Origin of the sequence: Christiangramia flava JLT2011, assembly GCF_001951155.1 — a bacterium.
GTDB lineage: Bacteria > Bacteroidota > Bacteroidia > Flavobacteriales > Flavobacteriaceae > Christiangramia > Christiangramia flava.
In genome coordinates, this window is record NZ_CP016359.1 from 1,182,975 (window position 1) to 1,203,501 (window position 20,527).

General features: G+C 43.4%; 17 protein-coding genes. 11 read left to right on the plus strand and 6 right to left on the minus strand.

The genetic code is table 11. From position 1 onward, the window contains the following. Nucleotides 1–10: 10 nt before the first annotated feature. From mreC to rodA, 4 genes are read left to right on the plus strand one after another with little or no spacing between them, the layout of a single operon-like run. Nucleotides 11–829 carry a rod shape-determining protein MreC gene (gene mreC, locus GRFL_RS04980; RefSeq protein ID WP_083643565.1) on the plus strand — a complete coding sequence of 273 codons (819 nt, stop codon included), beginning with the start codon at nucleotides 11–13 and terminating at the stop codon, nucleotides 827–829. After that, complete coding sequence (locus GRFL_RS04985) at nucleotides 819–1,325, plus strand: rod shape-determining protein MreD (RefSeq protein ID WP_083643566.1); 507 nt, start codon at nucleotides 819–821, stop codon at nucleotides 1,323–1,325. Before mreC ends, GRFL_RS04985 begins: the two co-directional genes overlap by 11 nt. Further along, entirely contained in the window at nucleotides 1,322–3,190 is a 1,869-nt protein-coding gene (gene mrdA / locus GRFL_RS04990; RefSeq protein ID WP_083643567.1) for a penicillin-binding protein 2, read from the plus strand. Before GRFL_RS04985 ends, mrdA begins: the two co-directional genes overlap by 4 nt. After that, the gene (gene rodA / locus GRFL_RS04995; RefSeq protein ID WP_083643568.1) at nucleotides 3,191–4,438 is read left to right on the plus strand and encodes a rod shape-determining protein RodA; all 1,248 of its coding nucleotides are present in this window, start codon (nucleotides 3,191–3,193) and stop codon (nucleotides 4,436–4,438) included. 96 nt (nucleotides 4,439–4,534) lie between these two features. Here the strand turns inward: rodA and GRFL_RS05000 are convergent, their stop codons facing one another. Both GRFL_RS05000 and GRFL_RS05005 read right to left on the minus strand, forming a co-directional pair. Continuing rightward, nucleotides 4,535–5,170, minus strand: a complete 636-nt coding sequence (locus tag GRFL_RS05000; protein WP_158091598.1) for an SIMPL domain-containing protein — start codon at nucleotides 5,168–5,170, stop codon at nucleotides 4,535–4,537. A 147-nt stretch (nucleotides 5,171–5,317) separates the two neighbouring features. Next, a complete protein-coding gene (locus tag GRFL_RS05005) occupies nucleotides 5,318–7,471 on the minus strand; it encodes a carboxy terminal-processing peptidase (RefSeq protein ID WP_083645966.1) in 2,154 nt (717 codons plus the stop codon). A 149-nt stretch (nucleotides 7,472–7,620) separates the two neighbouring features. On the opposite strand from GRFL_RS05005, the gene surE reads away from it, so the two are divergent. Genes surE through GRFL_RS05030 form a run of 5 tightly spaced genes read left to right on the plus strand, consistent with a single transcriptional unit; the run spans nucleotide 7,621 to nucleotide 12,373 of the window. Next, nucleotides 7,621–8,403, plus strand: coding sequence for a 5'/3'-nucleotidase SurE (gene surE, locus GRFL_RS05010; RefSeq protein WP_083643570.1), 783 nt, complete (start codon nucleotides 7,621–7,623; stop codon nucleotides 8,401–8,403). Next, nucleotides 8,396–8,677 carry a hypothetical protein gene (locus GRFL_RS05015; protein ID WP_083643571.1) on the plus strand — a complete coding sequence of 94 codons (282 nt, stop codon included), beginning with the start codon at nucleotides 8,396–8,398 and terminating at the stop codon, nucleotides 8,675–8,677. The genes surE and GRFL_RS05015 overlap by 8 nt, the downstream gene beginning before the upstream one ends. Then, nucleotides 8,678–9,793: a lipid-A-disaccharide synthase gene (gene lpxB, locus GRFL_RS05020; RefSeq protein WP_083643572.1), complete on the plus strand. Its 1,116-nt coding sequence runs from the start codon at nucleotides 8,678–8,680 to the stop codon at nucleotides 9,791–9,793. It begins immediately after the preceding gene. 1 nt (nucleotide 9,794) lies between these two features. After that, the gene (locus tag GRFL_RS05025) at nucleotides 9,795–10,331 is read left to right on the plus strand and encodes a C40 family peptidase (RefSeq protein ID WP_083643573.1); all 537 of its coding nucleotides are present in this window, start codon (nucleotides 9,795–9,797) and stop codon (nucleotides 10,329–10,331) included. A gap of 35 nt (nucleotides 10,332–10,366) precedes the next feature. Beyond that, nucleotides 10,367–12,373, plus strand: coding sequence for a ComEC/Rec2 family competence protein (locus GRFL_RS05030; protein WP_083643574.1), 2,007 nt, complete (start codon nucleotides 10,367–10,369; stop codon nucleotides 12,371–12,373). A gap of 1 nt (nucleotide 12,374) precedes the next feature. On the opposite strand, the gene GRFL_RS05035 is transcribed toward GRFL_RS05030, so the two are convergent. Genes GRFL_RS05035 through GRFL_RS05050 form a run of 4 tightly spaced genes read right to left on the minus strand, consistent with a single transcriptional unit; the run spans nucleotide 12,375 to nucleotide 18,130 of the window. Further along, nucleotides 12,375–12,917, minus strand: a complete 543-nt coding sequence (locus tag GRFL_RS05035; RefSeq protein WP_083645967.1) for a thioredoxin family protein — start codon at nucleotides 12,915–12,917, stop codon at nucleotides 12,375–12,377. Between the two features lie 42 nt (nucleotides 12,918–12,959). After that, nucleotides 12,960–14,546 carry a peptide MFS transporter gene (locus GRFL_RS05040; protein WP_083643575.1) on the minus strand — a complete coding sequence of 529 codons (1,587 nt, stop codon included), beginning with the start codon at nucleotides 14,544–14,546 and terminating at the stop codon, nucleotides 12,960–12,962. A gap of 18 nt (nucleotides 14,547–14,564) precedes the next feature. After that, nucleotides 14,565–15,941: a peptide MFS transporter gene (locus GRFL_RS05045; RefSeq protein ID WP_083643576.1), complete on the minus strand. Its 1,377-nt coding sequence runs from the start codon at nucleotides 15,939–15,941 to the stop codon at nucleotides 14,565–14,567. Between the two features lie 17 nt (nucleotides 15,942–15,958). Next, a complete protein-coding gene (locus GRFL_RS05050) occupies nucleotides 15,959–18,130 on the minus strand; it encodes a S9 family peptidase (protein WP_083645968.1) in 2,172 nt (723 codons plus the stop codon). A gap of 182 nt (nucleotides 18,131–18,312) precedes the next feature. On the opposite strand from GRFL_RS05050, the gene GRFL_RS05055 reads away from it, so the two are divergent. Both GRFL_RS05055 and GRFL_RS05060 read left to right on the plus strand, forming a co-directional pair. Beyond that, entirely contained in the window at nucleotides 18,313–19,614 is a 1,302-nt protein-coding gene (locus GRFL_RS05055) for a hydroxymethylglutaryl-CoA reductase, degradative (protein WP_083643577.1), read from the plus strand. Next, nucleotides 19,604–20,524: a GYDIA family GHMP kinase gene (locus tag GRFL_RS05060; protein ID WP_083643578.1), complete on the plus strand. Its 921-nt coding sequence runs from the start codon at nucleotides 19,604–19,606 to the stop codon at nucleotides 20,522–20,524. The genes GRFL_RS05055 and GRFL_RS05060 overlap by 11 nt, the downstream gene beginning before the upstream one ends. Nucleotides 20,525–20,527: the final 3 nt, after the last annotated feature.

A 20,527-nucleotide genomic window follows, 5' to 3' on the forward strand; every position in this document is an offset into this window, starting at 1 on the left:
AACCTGACCTATGCAGCAGATTTTTAATTTTCTTATACGGAATAAGAATTCGATTTTATTCTTAATCCTGCTTGCTGTATCTGTGTTTCTTACCATTCAGAATCATTCTTATCAGAAAAGCAGGTTCATCAGTTCTGCCAATTTTGTAACCGGCGGAGTCTATAACTGGGCAAACAATATCAATACGTATCTGCACCTCGACGAATATAACGAGCGACTCTTGGAAGAGAACAAACAGCTCAGAAATATCCTGCTGAACGTGAACGACAGTATTTCGCTGGAAGAAAAACTGGACAGCACGTCTTTTGAAGGGAATTACCAGTTCCGCACAGCCAGGGTGATCAATAACAATTTCAATAAACCCGATAATTACCTCACGTTGAATCGCGGGGAAAATTCGGGAATTCGAGAAGAACAGGGTGTAATCACCAGCCAGGGGATCGTTGGAATCATCGATCGCACTAATAATAATTATTCCCGGGCAATTTCCATTCTGAACAGTCGGTCAAGGATCAATGCGCAACTTAAAAATACGAACCACTTCGGAAGTTTGATGTGGAACGGTAAAGATCCGAACACCGTACAGCTCATCGATGTGCCGAGACAGGCTCCGGTACAGCAGGGAGACACCATCATCACCGGTGGTCGCTCACTTATTTTCCCAAAAGGCCTGCCGATTGGAAGTATTGAGAGTTTCGAACTGGACCAGACGCAAAGTTATTATACGATCCAGATTAAGCTTTTTAACGACATGACCAATATTGGTTACGTGTACGTGATCGAGAACCTGAATAAAGAAGAAATCAAAGAACTGGAAAATGAACAGTAGCATCGTAAATAATGTCCTGCGGTTTGTATTCCTGATCCTGCTTCAGGTGCTGGTTTTGAACAACATCAATTTCCTTGGGTATATCAACCCGTATCTGTACGTTCTGTTCCTGCTATTATTTCCGTTTACAGGAAATCAGACTTTGTTTATTTTCTGTGCCTTTTTACTGGGTTTAAGCATCGATATTTTTGAAGACAGTGGAGGCATTAATGCGGCTGCCTGCCTGGTTGCGGCATTCGTGCGCCCTAACTTACTGCGTTTCTCTTTTGGAGTAAGTTATGACCACCAGAATATCAGGCTGGCCAACACCCCTTTTGGCGCAAAACTCAGTTATATTTCTCTGATGGTACTCATCCATCATTTTGTTCTTTTTTCCTTGGAAATGTTCAGCGTAAGTCATATAATATTGATCCTGAAAAAAACGTTATTTTCAGGAATATTTACCGTCATTTTGATATTATTGAGTCTTACACTTTTCACCAGGAAATATAGATGAGAAAGTTTCTGCTTTACATCACTGTGTTAACCACCGGCCTCTTGTTCATTGGCAGGCTTTTCTATTTACAGGTTATTGATACTTCTTTGGCTATTCGTTCCAGGGATAATGCGATCAAGGTGGTGTATGATTATCCGCAAAGGGGGTATATTTACGATCGCGATGGGGAATTGATGGTTTCCAACCAGCCTTCTTACGATGTCATGGTTATTCCTCGGAATCTAAAACCTTTTGACACCACTGAATTCTGCAGTATTCTGAATTTGACTCGCGAGCAGCTGGAAACCAAACTGGATAAAGCACGAATTTATTCTCCAATGTTACCTTCTGTCGTCATTCCGCAGTTAACTAAAAGTGAATACGCCGTACTTCAGGAGAAAATGCGGAATTATGAGGGTTTTTATATTCAGAAGCGATCTTTACGGGATTACCAGGTTGACCATAGCGCCAATGTGCTGGGTTATATCGCCGAAGTGAACCAGGGAATCATCAACAAAAACCCGTATTATATTTCCGGAGATTTGATGGGGCGTGCCGGCGTGGAAAGTACTTATGAAGAAATCCTGCGTGGCGTAAAGGGAGTGAAATATATCCAGAAAGACCGGTTTAACCGCGATATTGGACCTTACAAAGAAGGAATTTACGACACGCTTCCCGAAAAAGGACAGGATCTCACCATTACGGTAGACAATGACCTGCAGGCCTATGGCAGCCGCCTCATGCAGCACAAACGTGGAGGGATCGTAGCGATCGAACCCGAAAGTGGGGAAATTCTGGCGCTCATCACCGCTCCTACTTATGATCCCGCCAAACTCGTTGGCCGTAAGAGATCGGCCAATTTCACTGAATTGTATTACGATTCTATCGCCAAGCCGCTATATGACCGGGCTTTATTGGCGCAATATCCCCCCGGCTCCCCTTTTAAGACATTAAATGCTCTAATTGGATTGCAGGAAGGTGTCGTAGACACTCACGACCGGTTCGCCTGCCATAATGGATATGTGTATGGTCGCGGAAGAAAACTTGGATGCCACTCGCATTCGAGTCCGCTGGACATGATTCCCGGTATCGCGCAATCATGTAATGCCTATTTTGCCAATGTCTACCGAAGAATTATTGAAAAATATCCGACTTCGCAAGAGGGAATCGACGTCTGGAATGCCCACTTAAAGAGTTTCGGATTGGGACAATATATGGGTAACGATTTAAGCACCGGGCAGCCTGGGAAGATCCCGAATTCTGATTATTATAACCAGATTTATGATTACCCAACTTACAAATGGTATGCAACTGCCACGCTTTCAAATGCTATTGGCCAGGGAGAAGTGCTGATGACACCTATTCAGCTGGCAAATATGGCAGCAACCATCGGAAATCGTGGCTGGTATTACACGCCTCATATTCTAAAAAAGATCGATGGAGAAGACATTGAAATCAAAGATTTTACCACAAAACATCATACTACCATTGATCCTGCTAACTTTGAACCGGTAGTGGAAGGAATGCACCAGGTGTATAAAGCCGGAACCGCTTCTACCTTACAGATTCCTGGTATCGAGATTGCGGGTAAGACAGGAACTGCAGAAAACTACACCAAGATCAACGGAAAAAGGACCCAGCTAACAGATCACTCGATCTTTGTAGCTTTCGCTCCCGTTGATAAACCGAAAATCGCCATCGCCGTATTTGTTGAAAACGGGTACTGGGGTAGCCGCTACGCCGGCAGGATTGCCAGTTTGATGATCGAGAAATATCTCAAAGGCACTATTACCCGCACCGACCTGGAGGATTGGATTTTAAACCATAGCCTGGAAGATGAATACGCGAAACCGCTAAGTGGAGAACCTTTTATAATCAATCAATAAATGGCGAAAAGCAGCGCAGGCTTCGACTGGATAACCATACTTCTTTATTTCATTTTAGTGCTTTTCGGTTGGGCGAACATTTATTCCGCATCGTTGGGAAGCACCAGTGGTTCCTTCCTGGATTTTAGTCAGCCGTACGGGAAACAGGCACTTTTCATAGGCCTGAGCATTTTCCTGATCGTCATCATTCTTTCGGTAGAAGCGAAATTCTACCAGCGGTTTTCCAGTGTGATCTATATCATTTCCCTTTTATCGCTCGCCGGCCTTTTTGTCTTCGGAAAAACCATTTCCGGGGCCACCTCCTGGTACAGCTTCGGAAGTTTTGGATTACAACCTTCTGAATTTGCCAAATTTGCCACTTCGCTGGCCCTGGCAAAATATCTCAGTGATATTCAAACCAATATCAGGCGATTGAGCCACCAGGTTCGAGCCTTTATCATTATTGCCTTACCGGCGCTTATCATCATCCCACAACCAGACCCGGGATCGGCGCTGGTGTATGCCTCTTTCTTTTTTCCGCTTTACCGCGAAGGGCTCTCTGGATTTTACCTGGTGACAGGACTCTCAGGTGTCGCAGTATTCGTTTTGACACTGCTGGTGGGACCAATGTATGTCACAGCCGGTGTTCTGGCCTTAGGAGCGCTTATATTTTTCAGAAAAAGAAAGAAAAGACCTGGCAGAATCCTGATCACTTCTTTTGCCATTTGCGCGATCGTTTTGAGCTTTTCCGTAAACTACATCTTTGAAAACGTTTTTGAGCAACGACACCGGGACCGTTTCAATATCGTCCTCGGAAAAGAGGTGGATGCCCGCGGAATTGGCTACAACACCAACCAGAGTGAGATCGCCATTGGAAGCGGCGGATGGCTGGGTAAGGGCTGGACCGAAGGCACCCAGACCAAAGGGCATTTCGTGCCGGAACAGCATACCGATTATATTTTTAGTACCGTAGGAGAGGAATGGGGTTTTGCCGGAAGTGCCGGTGTGGTCATTCTATTCGTGTTCCTGCTGATTAGACTTCTGGTCCTTGCAGAAAGACAAAAATCACAGTTTAACCGCATCTACGGCTATTCGGTTATTGGCATCTTATTCATCCATTTCCTGGTGAACATCGGGATGGTTTTAGGCGTTTTTCCAACGGTGGGAATTCCATTGCCATTTTTCAGCTACGGAGGCTCCGGTCTCTGGGGTTTCACCATACTGCTCTTTATTTTCATCAAGCTGGATTCAGAAAGACTTTCCTTCTAAAAAAGCTTCCTGTTACCATTTAGGAGCATTTATCAACCATCAGTAAAATTGCAGCGACCAGTAATATTAAAAAGGGATAGATGTATTTTCTTTTCATTAGTCAATGGAATATTCCACAAAAATAGTGGCTTTTACCGGCAATGTACCTCGGCTAAAGGAAATATTCTTGCTTTCATACTGCACTTCTTCAGCCATAACCTTCATTTCCATATCCCGGGAAGCATAGATCCTATCTGCAGAAGATGATTCTAACTGGGTATTGCCCACCTGAACAATTTCATAATGATCTTCCGGAAGCTTTTCCAGCAATTTCTCAACTAATGAATTGGCATTATTCATTGCCTGAACATATACCTCATTTCGTAGGCTATCAATCTTGGAATGCTCGTATGTCAAGCCTGAAATATTGATGTTTTGATCATCGATCAAATCGGTGTAGATCTTATCCATATTATCCAGATCACGAACCGTAACAAGCAGATTCGTGGTTGCGGCGTACCCAAGAAAAACCTGAGAATTATTCCTCCAGGTATATCGCTTCTGAAGATCAATATTGGTCGTAAGCAGATCTTTCTCTTCAATACCAAAACTCTTTAATTTAGCTTCCAGATCATTTGATTGCTTTACTAGACATTCCCGAGAATCATTGACTTTTGATCTGAGACACTCCAGTCTGATCTGGAATTTTGCCACGTCTGGAACAATTTCATCTTCTCCCGTAGCTTTGATCATAACTGTTTTAAATTTCCCGGCTTCTCTAACCTCATTTGCGCAGGAGCAAAAGACAGCTACTATTACTAAACCAATCCATTTCATAAGATTCAGGTATTAAAAAAGCTGCTCAAAAGAGCAGCTTTGAAATAATTATATTTTTCTATCCTAATTATTCATATCAGGATTTCTATTAGATTCGGCCAATTTGCCTCTTTTAATATTGTTCATTTTCATGTCTTCTAAAACATTGATCGCTTCCTGCATATAAATATCCTTACTCAGGCTCTCATGCCAGCGTTCCCGCTTTTCTTTCAGAATCGTATCAGAGGTGAACAATTCCTGCTCATAAGGCAAAGAAGTGTACGTTAGATCGGTTTTATAATTTTTTAAAGCATCGAACTGTTTGGCCATTTGCTTTTCCTTTTCAGCATTATCAGCATACTGATTATAATTTAGAGAATAGCTGGTTTCCTCACTTTGCTGCTTGATCCACTTGGCATTTTCATCGATCAGTTTCAATTGTTCATTCTCGCTCATGCGCTTTTTGCTGTTTGAAATGGCTTCATCAAAATCTACATATCCATCCCAAATTTTATAATTTGCCGCATCGATCTTATCCCAAGGCAGTGGGTTTTCCTGGTCTTTTTCACCAATATCTACGTAGCTATAACGATCTGGCACCACCACATCACTCTTCACACCTTCTAGCTGGGTGGAACCACCGTTAACTCGATAGAATTTCTGAGTGGTGATCTTCAGCGCGCCCATATCACCAAGATCATTATTCCTCAACCAACGGTTCAGGTCGATCACGTTTTGAACCGTTCCTTTACCGTAAGTTTGTTTACTACCAATAATGATCGCTCGTTTATAATCCTGCATGGCGGCCGCTAAAATTTCTGAAGCAGAAGCAGAAAGCTCGTTAACCATGATCACCAAAGGACCATCCCAAACGATGCTCGGATCTTCATCTTCCAGTACTTCCTTGCGTTCGCCGTTAGATTTCACCTGAACGATCGGGCCGTCTTTGATGAACATCCCGGCAATATCAACCACAGTTTTGAGTGAACCTCCACCGTTGTTTCTAAGGTCTAGTACCAATCCTTCCATTCCCTCTTTTTTCAGACGGATAATGTCTTTTTTAATATCTGAAGCGGCATTTCTCTGGTTGTAATCTTCCATATCAAAATAGAATTTTGGCAGGTTGATCACCCCAAATCTTCGCCCGTCTTTCTCTACCATGGAAGATTTCGCATAAGTTTCCTCAATTTCGATCACATCACGGGTGAGGGTCACATCTTCGATATTTCCCATTAATTTTTTACGTACCGTAAGGGTTACTTTGGTTCCTTTTGGACCTTTAATAAGGTCTACCGCGTCATCCAGTTTCATTCCTACGATACTGACACCTTCATTCTGATCTTCCTGTTTCACTTTCAGGATGACATCTCCCTCACCAAGTTCATCACTTCTCCAGGCGGGTCCTCCGGAAATCACTTCAGAAATGGTAATATTATCACTGTCTTTCATCAACCTGGCTCCAATTCCTTCCAGTTTTCCAGACATAGCGATATCGAATCGGTCTTTATCCTGAGGGGCAAAGTAATAGGTATGCGGATCAAATTCTTCCACGATCGCGTTCACATACAGCGAGAAATAATCTTCCCTTTCCAGGTCGTCTGTGAAATCAAAATAATTGTCCAGGTTCGATTTTGTTGCTTCGCGCGCTTTCTTTTCCAGTTCTGCATCGGTTTTCATGACATAATCAGAAGAATCGGCTTTTTTAGTCTGCTCATCCTGTTTTAGGTCATAATAATTGATCAGGGTGTTGAACTTCAGCTGTTTTTTCCAGCGATCGCGCATTTCTTCCTTGTTAGCAGGAAAATCCAGCTTATCATAATCGGTATTGATCTCCTCATTTTCGGCAAAATCAAAAGGCTCTGCAAGGATGTCCTTATAAAGTGCTTTGGCTTCATTGGCTCTTTCGATCAGGCGGTTGTAGGTAAGATCGAAAAATTCGATCTGTTTCTCTTCAATCTGGTCATCAATTTTATCTCGATAAGCGCTAAATTCTTCTACATCTTTTTTGTAGAAAAATCTTTTGGCTCCGTCTAAATTTTCCAGGTAATTGTCATAAACCTTTTCAGAAAAACTATCATTGATATCTTTTGCATCATAATGTCCCTGGTTCAGAACATAAGTGATCAAATCTATCAAAAGCTTGTCTTTATTGGGGTCACTGAAGGTTTTGGTAGTAAAACTACAGGCAGCTGCAGCCATAAGTAACACTACTGCCAAGATTTTAAAGTTCCTTTTCATAACTCGTTTTAATTTCCTCATCGTGTGGTTAACACCAATATTGTATTAAAAATTGTGCCAACACCTATAAATATCAGCATTTTTTTGTCGAACCACTAATATAAGCTTTCCTTCTGAAATTCTTATTTTAGCAGAAACAAATCTTGCAGATGAACAAGGAAAAACCGCTTATCCTGGTAACTAACGACGATGGCATCACCGCCCCGGGAATCAGGACCTTAGTAGAGGTGATGAAAGAAATTGGAGATGTGGTGGTCGTAGCACCAGATAGCCCGCAAAGCGGAATGGGTCACGCCATCACTATTAGCGACACCCTTTTCTGCGAGCAGGTGACCATCAAGGAAAATTACAAGCATAAGGAATATAGCTGTTCGGGTACTCCGGCCGATTGTGTGAAGATCGCCACCCAGGAAATCCTGCATCGAAAGCCGGATCTTTGCGTGAGCGGCATCAATCATGGTTCCAACTCGTCTATCAACGTCATCTATTCAGGAACGATGAGCGCGGCGGTAGAAGCCGGCATCGAAGGCATTCCCGCCATCGGCTTTTCCCTCCTGGATTATTCTTTGAATGCTGATTTTGAGCCCACTCGCAAATACATCAAAACGATCACCAGAAATGTGATTAAAAACGGGCTCCCGAAAGGGGTGGTTTTAAATGTGAATTTCCCAAAATTGTCTTCCGAAGAAATAAAAGGTATCAGAATTTGCCGGCAGGCTAACGCACACTGGGAAGAGGAGTTCGATAAGAGAACCAATCCGCAGGGGCGTGACTACTACTGGCTTACCGGAAAGTTCGTCAATAAAGATGATGGTGAGGATACTGATGAAAAAGCGCTGGAAGAAGGATATGTATCGGTCGTGCCGGTACAGTTCGATCTTACCGCGCACCATGTGATAAAAGATTTAAGCAGCTGGTCTCTGAATGATTAAACAGCAAATTTTCATAGGATTTTTAACGGGTATTGCCGCGAATATCGCAGGAGTTTTCCTCTACGTGGCCCTCTTTTCAAAAGCAGGAATCGATGCCACCCTGGCAGATGCCTGGCAAAATCACTACCTCAGTAAGATCATCGCTCTGGGAGCGGTTTTGAATTTTTTGCCGTTCTTCGTTTTTCTGAAGAAGAAACAGTCATATCATGCACGAGGCGTACTTTTAGCAACTATTTCAGTTGCCGTGGTCGTTGCGATCGTAAAATTCCTGTAAATGAAATACTATTTAATCGCTGGAGAAGCCTCTGGAGACCTGCACGCCTCCAACCTCATGAAGGCCCTGAAAAAAGAAGACTCCAATGCCGAATTTCGGTTTTGGGGCGGGGATCTCATGACCGCTCAGGGAGGCACTCTTGTAAAGCATTACCGGGAATTGGCTTTTATGGGCTTTGCTGAAGTGCTGATGAATTTACGGACTATTCTGAAAAACATCAGTTTTTGTAAGAAAGACATCCTCGAATTTCAGCCTGATGCCATTATCTTTATAGACTATCCAGGTTTTAACATGCGTATTGCGGAATGGGCCAAGAAACAGTCTATTCCAACTCATTATTATATTTCTCCGCAGATCTGGGCCTGGAAAGAGAACCGTATCAAAAAAATCAAGCGGGATGTAGATGAAATGTACGTGATACTCCCGTTTGAAGAAAAATTTTACACGGAAAAACACGATTTTAAGGTGCACTTTGTGGGGCATCCACTGCTCGATGCCATTGAGGCCCGCCCTTCACTGGATATCCAGCAATTCAAAAAAAATCATAACCTAGACGAACGTCCGGTAATTGCATTGTTGCCCGGAAGCCGAAAACAGGAAATTGAAAAGATGCTGGAGGTGATGCTTAGCATTACTTCAGATTTTAAGGAATATCAATTCGTCATCGCAGGTGCGCCCAGTCAGGATCGCGAGTTCTACCAGCATTTCCTGAAGAAATCAAATATCAGTCTGGTCATGAACGAAACTTACGATGTGCTGAGCCTGGCTCATGCGGCACTCGTCACTTCGGGGACCGCAACACTGGAAACTGCACTGTTCAAGGTTCCGGAAGTCGTATGCTACAAAGGCAGCACGATTTCTTACCATATCGCGAAAAGAATCATCAATCTTGATTATATTTCCCTGGTGAACCTGATCATGGATCGTGAGGTCGTGAAGGAACTGATCCAACATGATTTCCAGGCAAAAAACCTGAAAATAGAACTGGAAAAGATCCTGCAACCTGCTGTTCGGGAGAAAATATTTCATGAGTATTTCGAATTGGAGCAAAAACTGGGAGGAGCCGGTGCCAGCGCGAAAACAGCTCAATTGATCTATCAAAAAATCAGTTCTTAATATGCGTGGAAAAATCTTACTCCTTTTACTAACGATCGCGCTCAGCTCCTGCGGGGCAAAACATCACGTGGTTACCACAAAAAAAGAATCATCTCGTGACAACCCTGCACCCATCAACGATTATAAAGTTGATGAAAATGCAGAACCTGCCAGCAAAGTAGCTTTCAAAGTGATCAAAAACGCAAAAAAATTCGAAGGAGTAAAGTATCGTTACGGCGGAACCGACAAAAAAGGAATGGATTGTTCCGGCCTGATATACGTTAGTTTTCAGGAAGAGGGTCTTTCCCTTCCGCGTACCTCGAGAGCGATGTCGCTTCAGGGAAAAAGATTATTCCTACGGGAAGTAGCCGAAGGCGATCTGCTGTTTTTTGAAACCAACAAGAACAAGAAGGTCATCAACCATGTTGGACTCGTAATAAATGTGGAAAATAACGATATTTATTTCATACACTCTACCACTTCGGCAGGAGTTATTATCTCCTCACTGTCAGAACCTTACTGGAACCAAAATTTTGTTATGGCCCGCCGGGTCATGTGATTTTTTACTTATCTTCAGCGGGTTAATCACAGCGCTTGAAAAGTCTGAATTCCATTTTCTTTAGGCTTAATTTTTATCTCATTTCCGGGATCATTCTGGCATTTAATTTCAGCCTGGACCTTCAAATGCTGGCACTGTTGCTGTTCATTGGTCTCGCTACTTTTGTTTTCAGTTTTTTCCGAAGTCGAAAGCTGGTTTTTGATGACCACTGGTTTGCATTCAATATGGCTATCGTTGTGGTTCTCCTCGGAGCTTTTGCTACCAGTATGTCCATGCCGGAACATCTCCCGGACCACGTAATCCATAAAAAGGGACAGAAACAAGTGCTTCAGGCTAAAGTTTTAGAGGAATGGAAACCAACCGAAAAATATTTTCGTTACCTCTTAGAAATCGAAGCCACCTATGAGAACCATCAAACGGAACATATACAGGGAAAAGTCCTGCTGCATTTGCCAAAAGGGACTGATACGCTTCCTCAGCCAGGAAATCACATATTACTTCCCGATAATTTAACCAAAGCCGTTATAAATGACATTCCTGGTGGGTTCGATTATTCCAGGTTTCTGAAGAACCAGAAAATTGAAAGAGTAAGCTACCTGAAATCTTCAGCGGAACTCTTTTACCTGCCAAAAACCGACTTTTCCTTTCAAAGTCTTCGGAAGAAAGTAATCAAAAACCTGGAAAACAAAGGCCTGAAATCCAAGGAATCAGCCATCCTGAAAGCCTTGCTGTTAGGCGAAAGATCAGAAATCTCTACACAGCTCTACAAAAATTATGCTGCGGCCGGCGCGGTTCATATTCTGGCCATTTCCGGGCTACACATTGGAATACTCCTGCTTTTCCTGAATTTTCTGCTGAAACCTCTGGAAAAATTGAAACACGGGAAGATCCTGAAGATAATTTTAATCCTGATCATTTTGTGGTTCTTCGCACTTCTAACAGGCTTCAGTCCTTCAGTTGTGCGTGCCGCCGCCATGTTTTCATTTATCGCTATAGGAATGCAGTTGAACCGTAAAACCCGCGTGGTCCAAAGCGTTCTGGTTTCCCTCTTTTTTCTACTGCTGCTGAATCCCTATTATATTTTGCAGGTTGGTTTCCAGCTAAGTTATCTTGCGGTGTTCGGAATTATTCTCTTCGAGCCGAAAATTGAAAATTTGGTTCATCCTGCCCATAAAGCCCTGGAATATTTCTGGAAACTGGTCTCAGTAAGTATCGCGGCGCAACTGGCGATCCTGCCCTTGTCGCTATATTATTTTCATCAGTTCCCGGGCTTGTTTTTGCTCACCAACATCCTGATCATTCCTATCCTGGCAATCGTGCTGATCTATGGTTTTCTGGTTGTGATCCTAGCCAGTTTTCAACTGCTTCCCGGTTTCCTGCTGGTTGGTCTCGGTGAACTTTTAAAGGTCATGAACTGGATCATTCTTAAAATTGCCTCCATGGAAAACTTTATCTGGAAGGACATTCCATTTTCGGAATTACAACTGCTGAGTGCATATGGAATTTTGGTTTTGCTGATCCTACTGCTTTATTCAAAATCTTCCAGGTTTGTTATTGGATTCTTGTTTTCAATACTGGTTTTTCAAGTGATCTGTTTGTGTCAACTTTTCCGAAATACCCCCGATCAGTTACTGGTGTTGGATAACTACAACGATCAAATAATTCTGAAAAAACAACATCAGCTGCTAACGAGACAGTTTTCACTGTATGATCAAAATATTCAGAATTACCACCGTGAAAATCGTATACAGGAAATGCAAGATTTACCAAACACTTTCAGCTTTTGTGAGGAAAATTTTCTGATCCTGGATAGCGCCGCTCTTTACACACCTTCCGAAGTTCATTTCAAAGCGATCATACTCACTAATTCGCCGCAAATCAACCTGGACAGACTCATTTCCGAAATGCAACCCGATGAGCTTATTATTTCGGCCGGTAACTATCCGGCTTTCCAGGACAGGTGGAAACGAACGGCCCTAAAAGCAAAAATCCCTTTTCATGCGATTGCCGAAAAGGGAGCTTATATTTTAAATTGCGATTAACCTAGCTGGAAAAAGTCCCTTTGAATTCTTCCTGGTATTTCTTCCATTCTTCCTCGGTTTTGACCGTCTTATAATCATCGGTCGCGAAGATCTTCAGAAAAATCTCCAATTGTTTAGGAGTCATATACCCTTTAATCGGACTTAGGAATTCTCCTTTTTCATCGAAAAAGACCATAGTAGGATAAGCGCTTACCCCCATGGCCAGGGCAAATTCGTGAACACTGTTGCGCCCGGTTCTGTTAGCGTCAAAAGAGGGATTTTTAAAGGTTTTATCGCGATACTGAATCGTTTCGTTTCCTTCCGCATTAAACTTTACAGCATAATAGTTTTCATTGATGTATTCGACCACGTCTTTATTGCCGAACGTATTTTTATCCAGCATTTTGCAGGGACCACACCAGGTAGTGTATGCATCAACAAAAATTTTCTTTGGGTTCTTTTCTTGTGCAGCAAGCGCTTCGTTCATGCTCATCCATTTAATTTCCTGGGCCTGCGATGCAGCTGCAATCAATAGAAGCGCGAACAATACAAAAATTTTCTTCATCATTTTTCCTTTTCTCGTGTTAAACAAAATTCATTCCCAAATTTAATGAATTCCATGCATCCACTTCCGTAACAAAGGTACCAAAACTAATAAAAGTAAGGCGGCACCGCCCACTACGCAAACTCCCCAGATGAAATAAGTATTGGAATAAATGCCAAGTGTCACGGCTGCCGGTGTATTATCATCTACTGCCTCACTGGTTGTAAGCGTACCGATCAAACCAGCCATTTTATTGGCAAGCGCGATACTCAGGAACCAGGCTCCCATAACGAAACCTACGATCTTAGCAGGCGATAATTTGGTTACCATCGAAAGACCGATGGGTGAAAGTGATAATTCCCCCATAGTATGCAACATATACATTAGCGCCAGGAAAACGATTGGGACAAGCCCGTCTCCCGAAGCAAAAAATTTCGCTCCCAGGACGATCACGGCAAACCCTAGTGCCAGTTGTGCCAGTCCCAGCACAAATTTCATGGGTGTACTTGGCTCTTTTCCGGCTTTATTCAAAGTGATCCACAACCAGGAGAAAACCGGCGCCAGCACCATGATAAAGAACGGATTCAAACTTTGAAAAAGGGAGGCCGGTATTTCGGTTCCACCAACCAACCGGTCTACATTTTTATCAGCAAAAATGGTTAAACTACCTCCGGCCTGTTCAAACAACGCCCAGAAAACAGCATGAAAAAAGAATAATACGACAACTACAAGTATTCGCTGGCCCTCCACTTTATTTTTATTGGTAACAGCCTGGAATATGAGGTACGCAATGATCCCCAATGAAATGACGATTAGGGCTCCCGCCATAAAGTCACTTAAATCAAGCATGAAAGCACAAACGGGAATTGCCAGCAGCGACAGGGCATAAACCGCAATTGTTGGTTTCATTCCAAACAATTTTCGATCTCCGGCGGTAACTTCTTCAGGTTCTCCACCTTTTCCCTGAAGCATATTGGTTTTAGAAGCGAGATAAAACATGATCAGTCCCAGCATCATCCCTATACCGGCGAGGCCGAAACCGTAATGCCAATTGATTTCCTGACCTACGTAACCGCAGGTAAGTGTCGCCAGGAATGACCCGATGTTAACCCCCATATAAAAAATGGAAAAAGCTCCATCCTTTCTTGGATCATCAGTTTCGTAGAAAGTTCCCAGGAAAGAACTGATATTGGGTTTAAAGAAACCGTTTCCTACGATGATCAGCGACAAAGCTGCAAAGAAAAACGGCATATTCCCTTCCAGGTTTTCAATTCCCTGTAAGGCAAGGGTAAAATGACCTAGCGCCATGAGGATACCTCCCCAGATAATCGTTTTCTTGAAACCCAGCAGCCTATCGGCCACCAGACCTCCAATAACCGGGAAGAGATAGACCATTGCGGTGTAAGACCCATAGATCCCGTAAGCCTGGGATTCCGCGACATTCTGAGCCAGGTCAATGAACAGGACTTTCGTCATGTACAGCACCAGCAGCGCCCGCATCCCGTAGTAGGAGAAACGTTCCCACATTTCAGCAAAGAATAGAACAAAAAGCGCTTTGGGATGTGACTTTTTATTGGTGTAAATAATGAACGGCACCCATAGTAGTACGAATATCCAACCAATGATCAGTAACCATAATGCTATATCCATTGCTGTAAGTTTTTTAGATTATTCCACCGTTGTTTCTTCTGGAATTCCTTCTTCCATGGTCGCATCTTCCGCTCCATGAGTCAATCTTTTTAAAGGCTTCAGAAGCAGGATCACCACCACCCCGATCAAAGACCAGATCACCAGGATACCCGTAAAAACTTCGAAATCTCCTAATGACTGGGCAGATTCCCCGATGAGACCGGCAATTTTATTTCCGAAGCCGGTAGCGGCCCAGTAAAGCCCCATGATGATGGAAGCATATTTCAGCGGAGCCAGTTTGGTAATAAAAGAAAGGGAAACCGGCGACGCACACAATTCTCCAATAGTATGGAACAAATAAGCCAGAATCAACCAGTACATGGCCGAGGAACCTGTTTCTTCGAATTGAACCGAAGCGGCACTCATGAATCCAAACCCTAAGGCCATGATGATAATCCCCACTGCCATTTTAAAAATGGAAGAAGCTTCGTTACCTTTTTGTTTCCATTTGTACCAGAATCTTCCCACCACTGTTGCCAGCGTAATGATAAAGAAGGAGTTAACCGACTGGAATACGGAAGCCGGAATGGTCATTCCGAAGATCGTACGATCGGTCTTTTGCTGTGCATATAAGTTCATTAGACCTCCGGCCTGTTCGAAAGCAGCCCAGAAAAGGATAATGAGCAGGAAGGACAATAACAAGACCTTGATTCGATCTTTTTCGATGCTGGTAAGTGGTTTATCGAGAATGGCCTTATCGGCTTCATTTTTTCGGGAAATAAGATTTCCAACATGCTTCAGATGCTTTTGCCCCCAGATGTAAACGACCTGACCAAGGAACATCCCGATAGCGGCAAGACCGAAACCGTAGTGCCACCCGTATTTCTGAGCCAGGATTCCGCAGAGAATAGGGGCCAGAAAACCACCAATATTAATTCCCATATAAAAAATATAGAAACCTAGATCTCTACGTTCGTCGCCCTGCTTATACAATCCACCTACCATCGAGGAAATATTCGGTTTTAAACCTCCAACCCCAAGAATGATAAATAGACAACCGATATAAAAAGAAATTTCAGAATCAAAAGCCAGCACCGAGTGACCTATACAGAGCAGGATTCCTCCCAACATCACTGTTTTCTTCTGGCCAAGCAGCTTATCTGCCACCCATCCGCCCGGGATAGACGACACGTACACGAGCATGGTATACCAGCCGTATAATGCCAGCGCTTCTTCATTGGTCCAGCCAAAACCTGGATTATCTGAAGTGGTTTCAGCCACCAGGAATAAAGTAAACAGGGCGCGCATCCCATAATAGGAAAAACGCTCCCATAATTCTGTAAAGAAAAGGATGTAAAGCCCCAGCGGGTGCCCGAATAATTCCTTTTGATTCTCGATTGCCTTTGCTTTATTCATAAATTTTGAATTCGTTCTTAAAGTTTTTCAAGTATAAAATTGGTCATCATCGTATACAGATGCAGCCTGGTATTGCCTCCATAAATCCCATGGTTCCTGTCCGGATAGATCGCCCAGCGGAATTGCTTATTGGCCTGCACCAGCTCTTCAACCATGCGCATGGTATTCTGAACATGCACATTATCGTCTCCACCACCATGGATGAGCAGGTAATCGCCTTTTAGTTTTTCAACATGGTTCAACGGGGAATTCTCGTCATAACCCGAAGCATTTTCCTGCGGAGTCTGCATATATCTTTCCGTATAAACGGAATCGTAAAACCTCCAGCTTGTCACCGGTGCGACGGCAATGGCCATGGAAAAGGTATCATTCCCTTTCAAAATGGCGTTGGAAGACATGAAACCTCCGTAACTCCATCCCCAAATTCCCATTCTGCTGGCATCGATATACGCTCTTTCTCCCAGTTTCTGCGCCGCCGCGATCTGGTCTTCCACTTCGTATTTCCCAAGTTCCTTGTAAGTCACCTTTTTGAAATCGGCTCCTTTAAACCCGGTTCCACGACCATCCACGCAGGCGATGATATAACCTTCATTCGCCAGAAGCTGGTACCAGTAATCGTTCGTACCGAAATACGAATTGGAAACCGACTGTGAGCCTGGCCCGGAATACTGATACATCAACAGTGGGTATTTCTTGGAAGCGTCGAAATTAGCCGGTTTGATCATCCACATATTCAGTTCCTCGCCGTTAACCTCAATAGTAGAAAGTTCTTTAGGCGAAAACTGGTATGACTGTTCTTTTTCCAGCAATTTCTTATTATTCTGAATTTCGCGTACGATTTTCCCATCTTTTGAATCTCTCAAAGTATAGATCGTAGGAGTTTCAGTATTTGAAAAAGCATTGATGAAAAAGGTAAAATCCGCACTGAAATCAGCACTATTTGTCCCTGTCTGGTTCGTCAATCGTGTTTTAGATTTTCCGTTAAGCCTGATCGAGTAAACATCACGGTTTACACTTCCGTTTTCCGTACTCTGGTAAAAAATCTTTTTGGATTTGGGATCGTAGCCGTAATAATTGGTCACTTCCCAATTACCGCTGGTCACCTGGTTTTTCAGCTTTCCTTCTTCGGAATAATGATAAATGTGATTCCATCCATCCTTTTCGCTAGTCCAGATAAAACTGTTATCGCTCAGGAAGGTCAAATTATCAGTAATATCAATATAAGCCTTATCGGTTTCGTTCATCACCACTGCAGCAGAATTATCAGCCGCATTCACGAAAATCAAATCCAGGTTATTCTGATGACGGTTCAGGACCTGAACGCTCAGCAGCATCGGGTCATTCGTCCATTTGATCCTCGGAATGTAAAAATCATTGTAGTCGCCAAGTTTGATTTCTTCGGAATTTCCACCTGCCACATCATACATATGCAGGCTCACTTTAGAATTGCTTTCTCCGGCCTTTGGATATTTGAACACTTCCTGCTGCGGATAGAGATCTTTCCCGAACAGATCCATTGAAAATTCCGGCACGCCGGCTTCGTCAAAACGCATGTAAGCGATCTTTTCCCCGGTTGGGTTCCAGGCAAAAGCTTTCACAAAGCTGAATTCTTCCTCGTAAACCCAATCGGTAATCCCGTTGATCACGCTATTGATTTCACCATCTGTAGTGACCTGAGTTTCTTTTCCGGTTGCCAGATCGAGGTAATAAATATTGTTCTCATAAACATAGGCCACTTTGGAATTATCAGGAGAAAAACTGGCCTCCTGAATCTTCTTATCGCTAAGCTTGCTAAGTTTTTCAGATTCGGTATCGTACACATAAAAAATATCCCGGCTGGAATGACGATAGATCGGTTCCACTTCCGTAGATAATAAGATCTTCTTTTCATCCTTGCTAAAACTGAAATCCTGGAAATTTTTGATTGCTTCCAGATTAGCCGAATTCAGTATTGTGCGGGTTTGTTTCCCGGTTTTGTAACTATACGCATCGATGCTCGTGGTACCATTGGCCTGATCGTAATTCAGCACCACATATTCACTGCCATTATTTAAAGACTGAAGCGATTGCAGTCGCTGTTGAACAAAATTTCCACTCCAAATCTCCTCGAGAGTAATTTTTTTATCCTGCGCGAAGATCGCAGTGGTTGTTGCAAAAAGAAATGCAACCAGTAGTTTCGAGAACTTCATAAAAATTTGAGAATATTTAACGAAGGCCAAGTTTACTAAAATTTAGGCAAAAAATGATGATGGAATGCTGTTAAATACTAACAATGTGTTAAAAAATTGAGGAATATCGGTAGGGAATTCCATTTTCTGCAGAACCGGGTAAATTCAGGAATTGTATCTTTGAAATCCTGAAACATGATAAAATGGCAAAATCTATAAACGGGTTCTCCAAACTACCAAAAACTGAAAAAATCGACTGGTTGGTGGAGAATTTTTGCGAAGGTTCTCCGGAAGCTGAAAAAGTCCTGAAACAATACTGGAATGCGGATGCTAAACTTCAGCAACTTCATGACGAGTTCATCGAGAATACCATATCGAACTTCTACCTTCCGCTAGGGCTCGCTCCCAATTTTCTGATCAATGAAGAATATTTGACGCTCCCTATGGTCATCGAAGAAAGTTCGGTGGTTGCAGCAGCCAGTAAAGCAGCGAAATTCTGGAGTGAAAGAGGTGGTTTCAAAGCCCGCGTGATCAGTACCGAGAAAATTGGTCAGGTTCATTTCAAGTATAGTGGTGACCGGATCGAACTGGAGAAAACCATCGAACAATTAAAACCAAAAATGCTGGAAGCTGCAAAGCCCATCACCCAAAATATGGAAAAAAGAGGAGGCGGCATCCTCAGCATCGACCTGGTAGACAAAACAAAAGAACTCAAAGAATATTTCCAGCTATTTGTCACTTTCGACACACGCGATTCGATGGGTGCCAATTTCATCAATTCCTGCCTGGAGAAATTCGCCGAAGTACTGGAAACAAATTTACCAAAAGAGCAGCTCACCGTGATCATGAGCATCCTTTCCAATTATGTCCCGGAATGCCTCGTTTACGCCGAAGTTTCGTGCAAAGTTGATGACCTTGGCGGAGACAGTCATTTGAGCGGTGAGGAATTCGCTGAGAAATTTGTGCAGGCAGTGAATATCGCTGAAGTGGAACCCTATCGTGCGGTGACCCATAACAAAGGTGTCATGAATGGGATCGATGCCGTTGTTCTGGCTACCGGAAATGATTTTCGGGCAGTGGAAGCCGGTGTGCACGCCTTCGCTTCTAAAGATGGCCGATACACCAGCCTGACGCACGCCGAAATAAAAAACGGGATATTCCGGTTCTGGATCGAAATCCCACTTGCCCTGGGAACCGTTGGCGGCCTTACCAGCCTGCATCCACTGGTAAAACTGGCGCTGGACATTCTCCAGCGACCGAACGCCCTGGAACTAATGAAAATCGCTGCGGTTGCCGGACTGGCTCAAAATTTTGCCGCCCTGCGATCGCTCATCACCACTGGCATCCAGCAGGGACATATGAAAATGCACCTGATGAATATCCTGAACCAGCACCAGGCCACCAAGGAAGAGAAGAAAAAAATGGTAGATTTCTTCACCCATCATACAATCACTCACAGCAGCGTCATCGAGCAACTGGAAAAACTTCGTGCCAATGAACTTTAAGAGCAACGGAAAAATTCTTTTAACTGCGGAATATGCTGTTCTGGACGGAGCAAAAGCACTGGCCCTCCCCACGAAATTTGGCCAGAGCATGGAAGTCAGTCTTTCAGGAAGTCCGGGTATCATTCAATGGAAGAGCCTGGATGCGAATGGCAACACCTGGTTTGAAACGCGTATGCAAATTTCTGAAAACGGTATTTTGAGTGCAGCCCATTCAGCTGATAAGGAAGAAAAGAAGCTGGTTGAAAGACTGGAGCAGATCCTTAATCACTGTTTTGATAAAAAGCCTGGTTTTTTCCACGGAAAGGGTTTTACTATCACCACGCGACTAGATTTTGACAGAAGTTGGGGACTGGGAACTTCCTCCACATTAATCAACAACCTAGCGCAGTGGCTGGAAATCGACGCCTTTGACCTACTCGCCAATACGTTTGGAGGGAGCGGTTACGACCTGGCTGCAGCGGCAAATGACCAACCTATTACCTATCAACTCGGAACCGGGAAACCAGCAGTTTTCAAGGCCGATTTTAATCCGCCATTCCAGGACGAGCTGTTCTTCGTGTATCTTAACCGCAAGCAAAACAGCAGGCAGGCAATTGCCCGCTATAAGGCTCAGGAGAGCGAGATCCAAAAGCTGGTAGAAAAAATTTCCGGATTGACCGAACAGATCATGCAGTGCGAAGATCTGCCGACATTCGAACTACTGTTAAATACCCACGAAGCGCTCATCTCGCAGGCAATTGCCCTTCCGCAGGTAAAAAACGAACTGTTTCCGGATTTTCCAGGAAGCATCAAAAGCCTCGGCGGCTGGGGTGGTGATTTTGTTCTGGCCACAGGCAACGAGCAAGCAGAAAATTACTTCCGAAATAAAAATTATCATACCATTTTCCGATATCAGGATTTGATCTTATAAAAA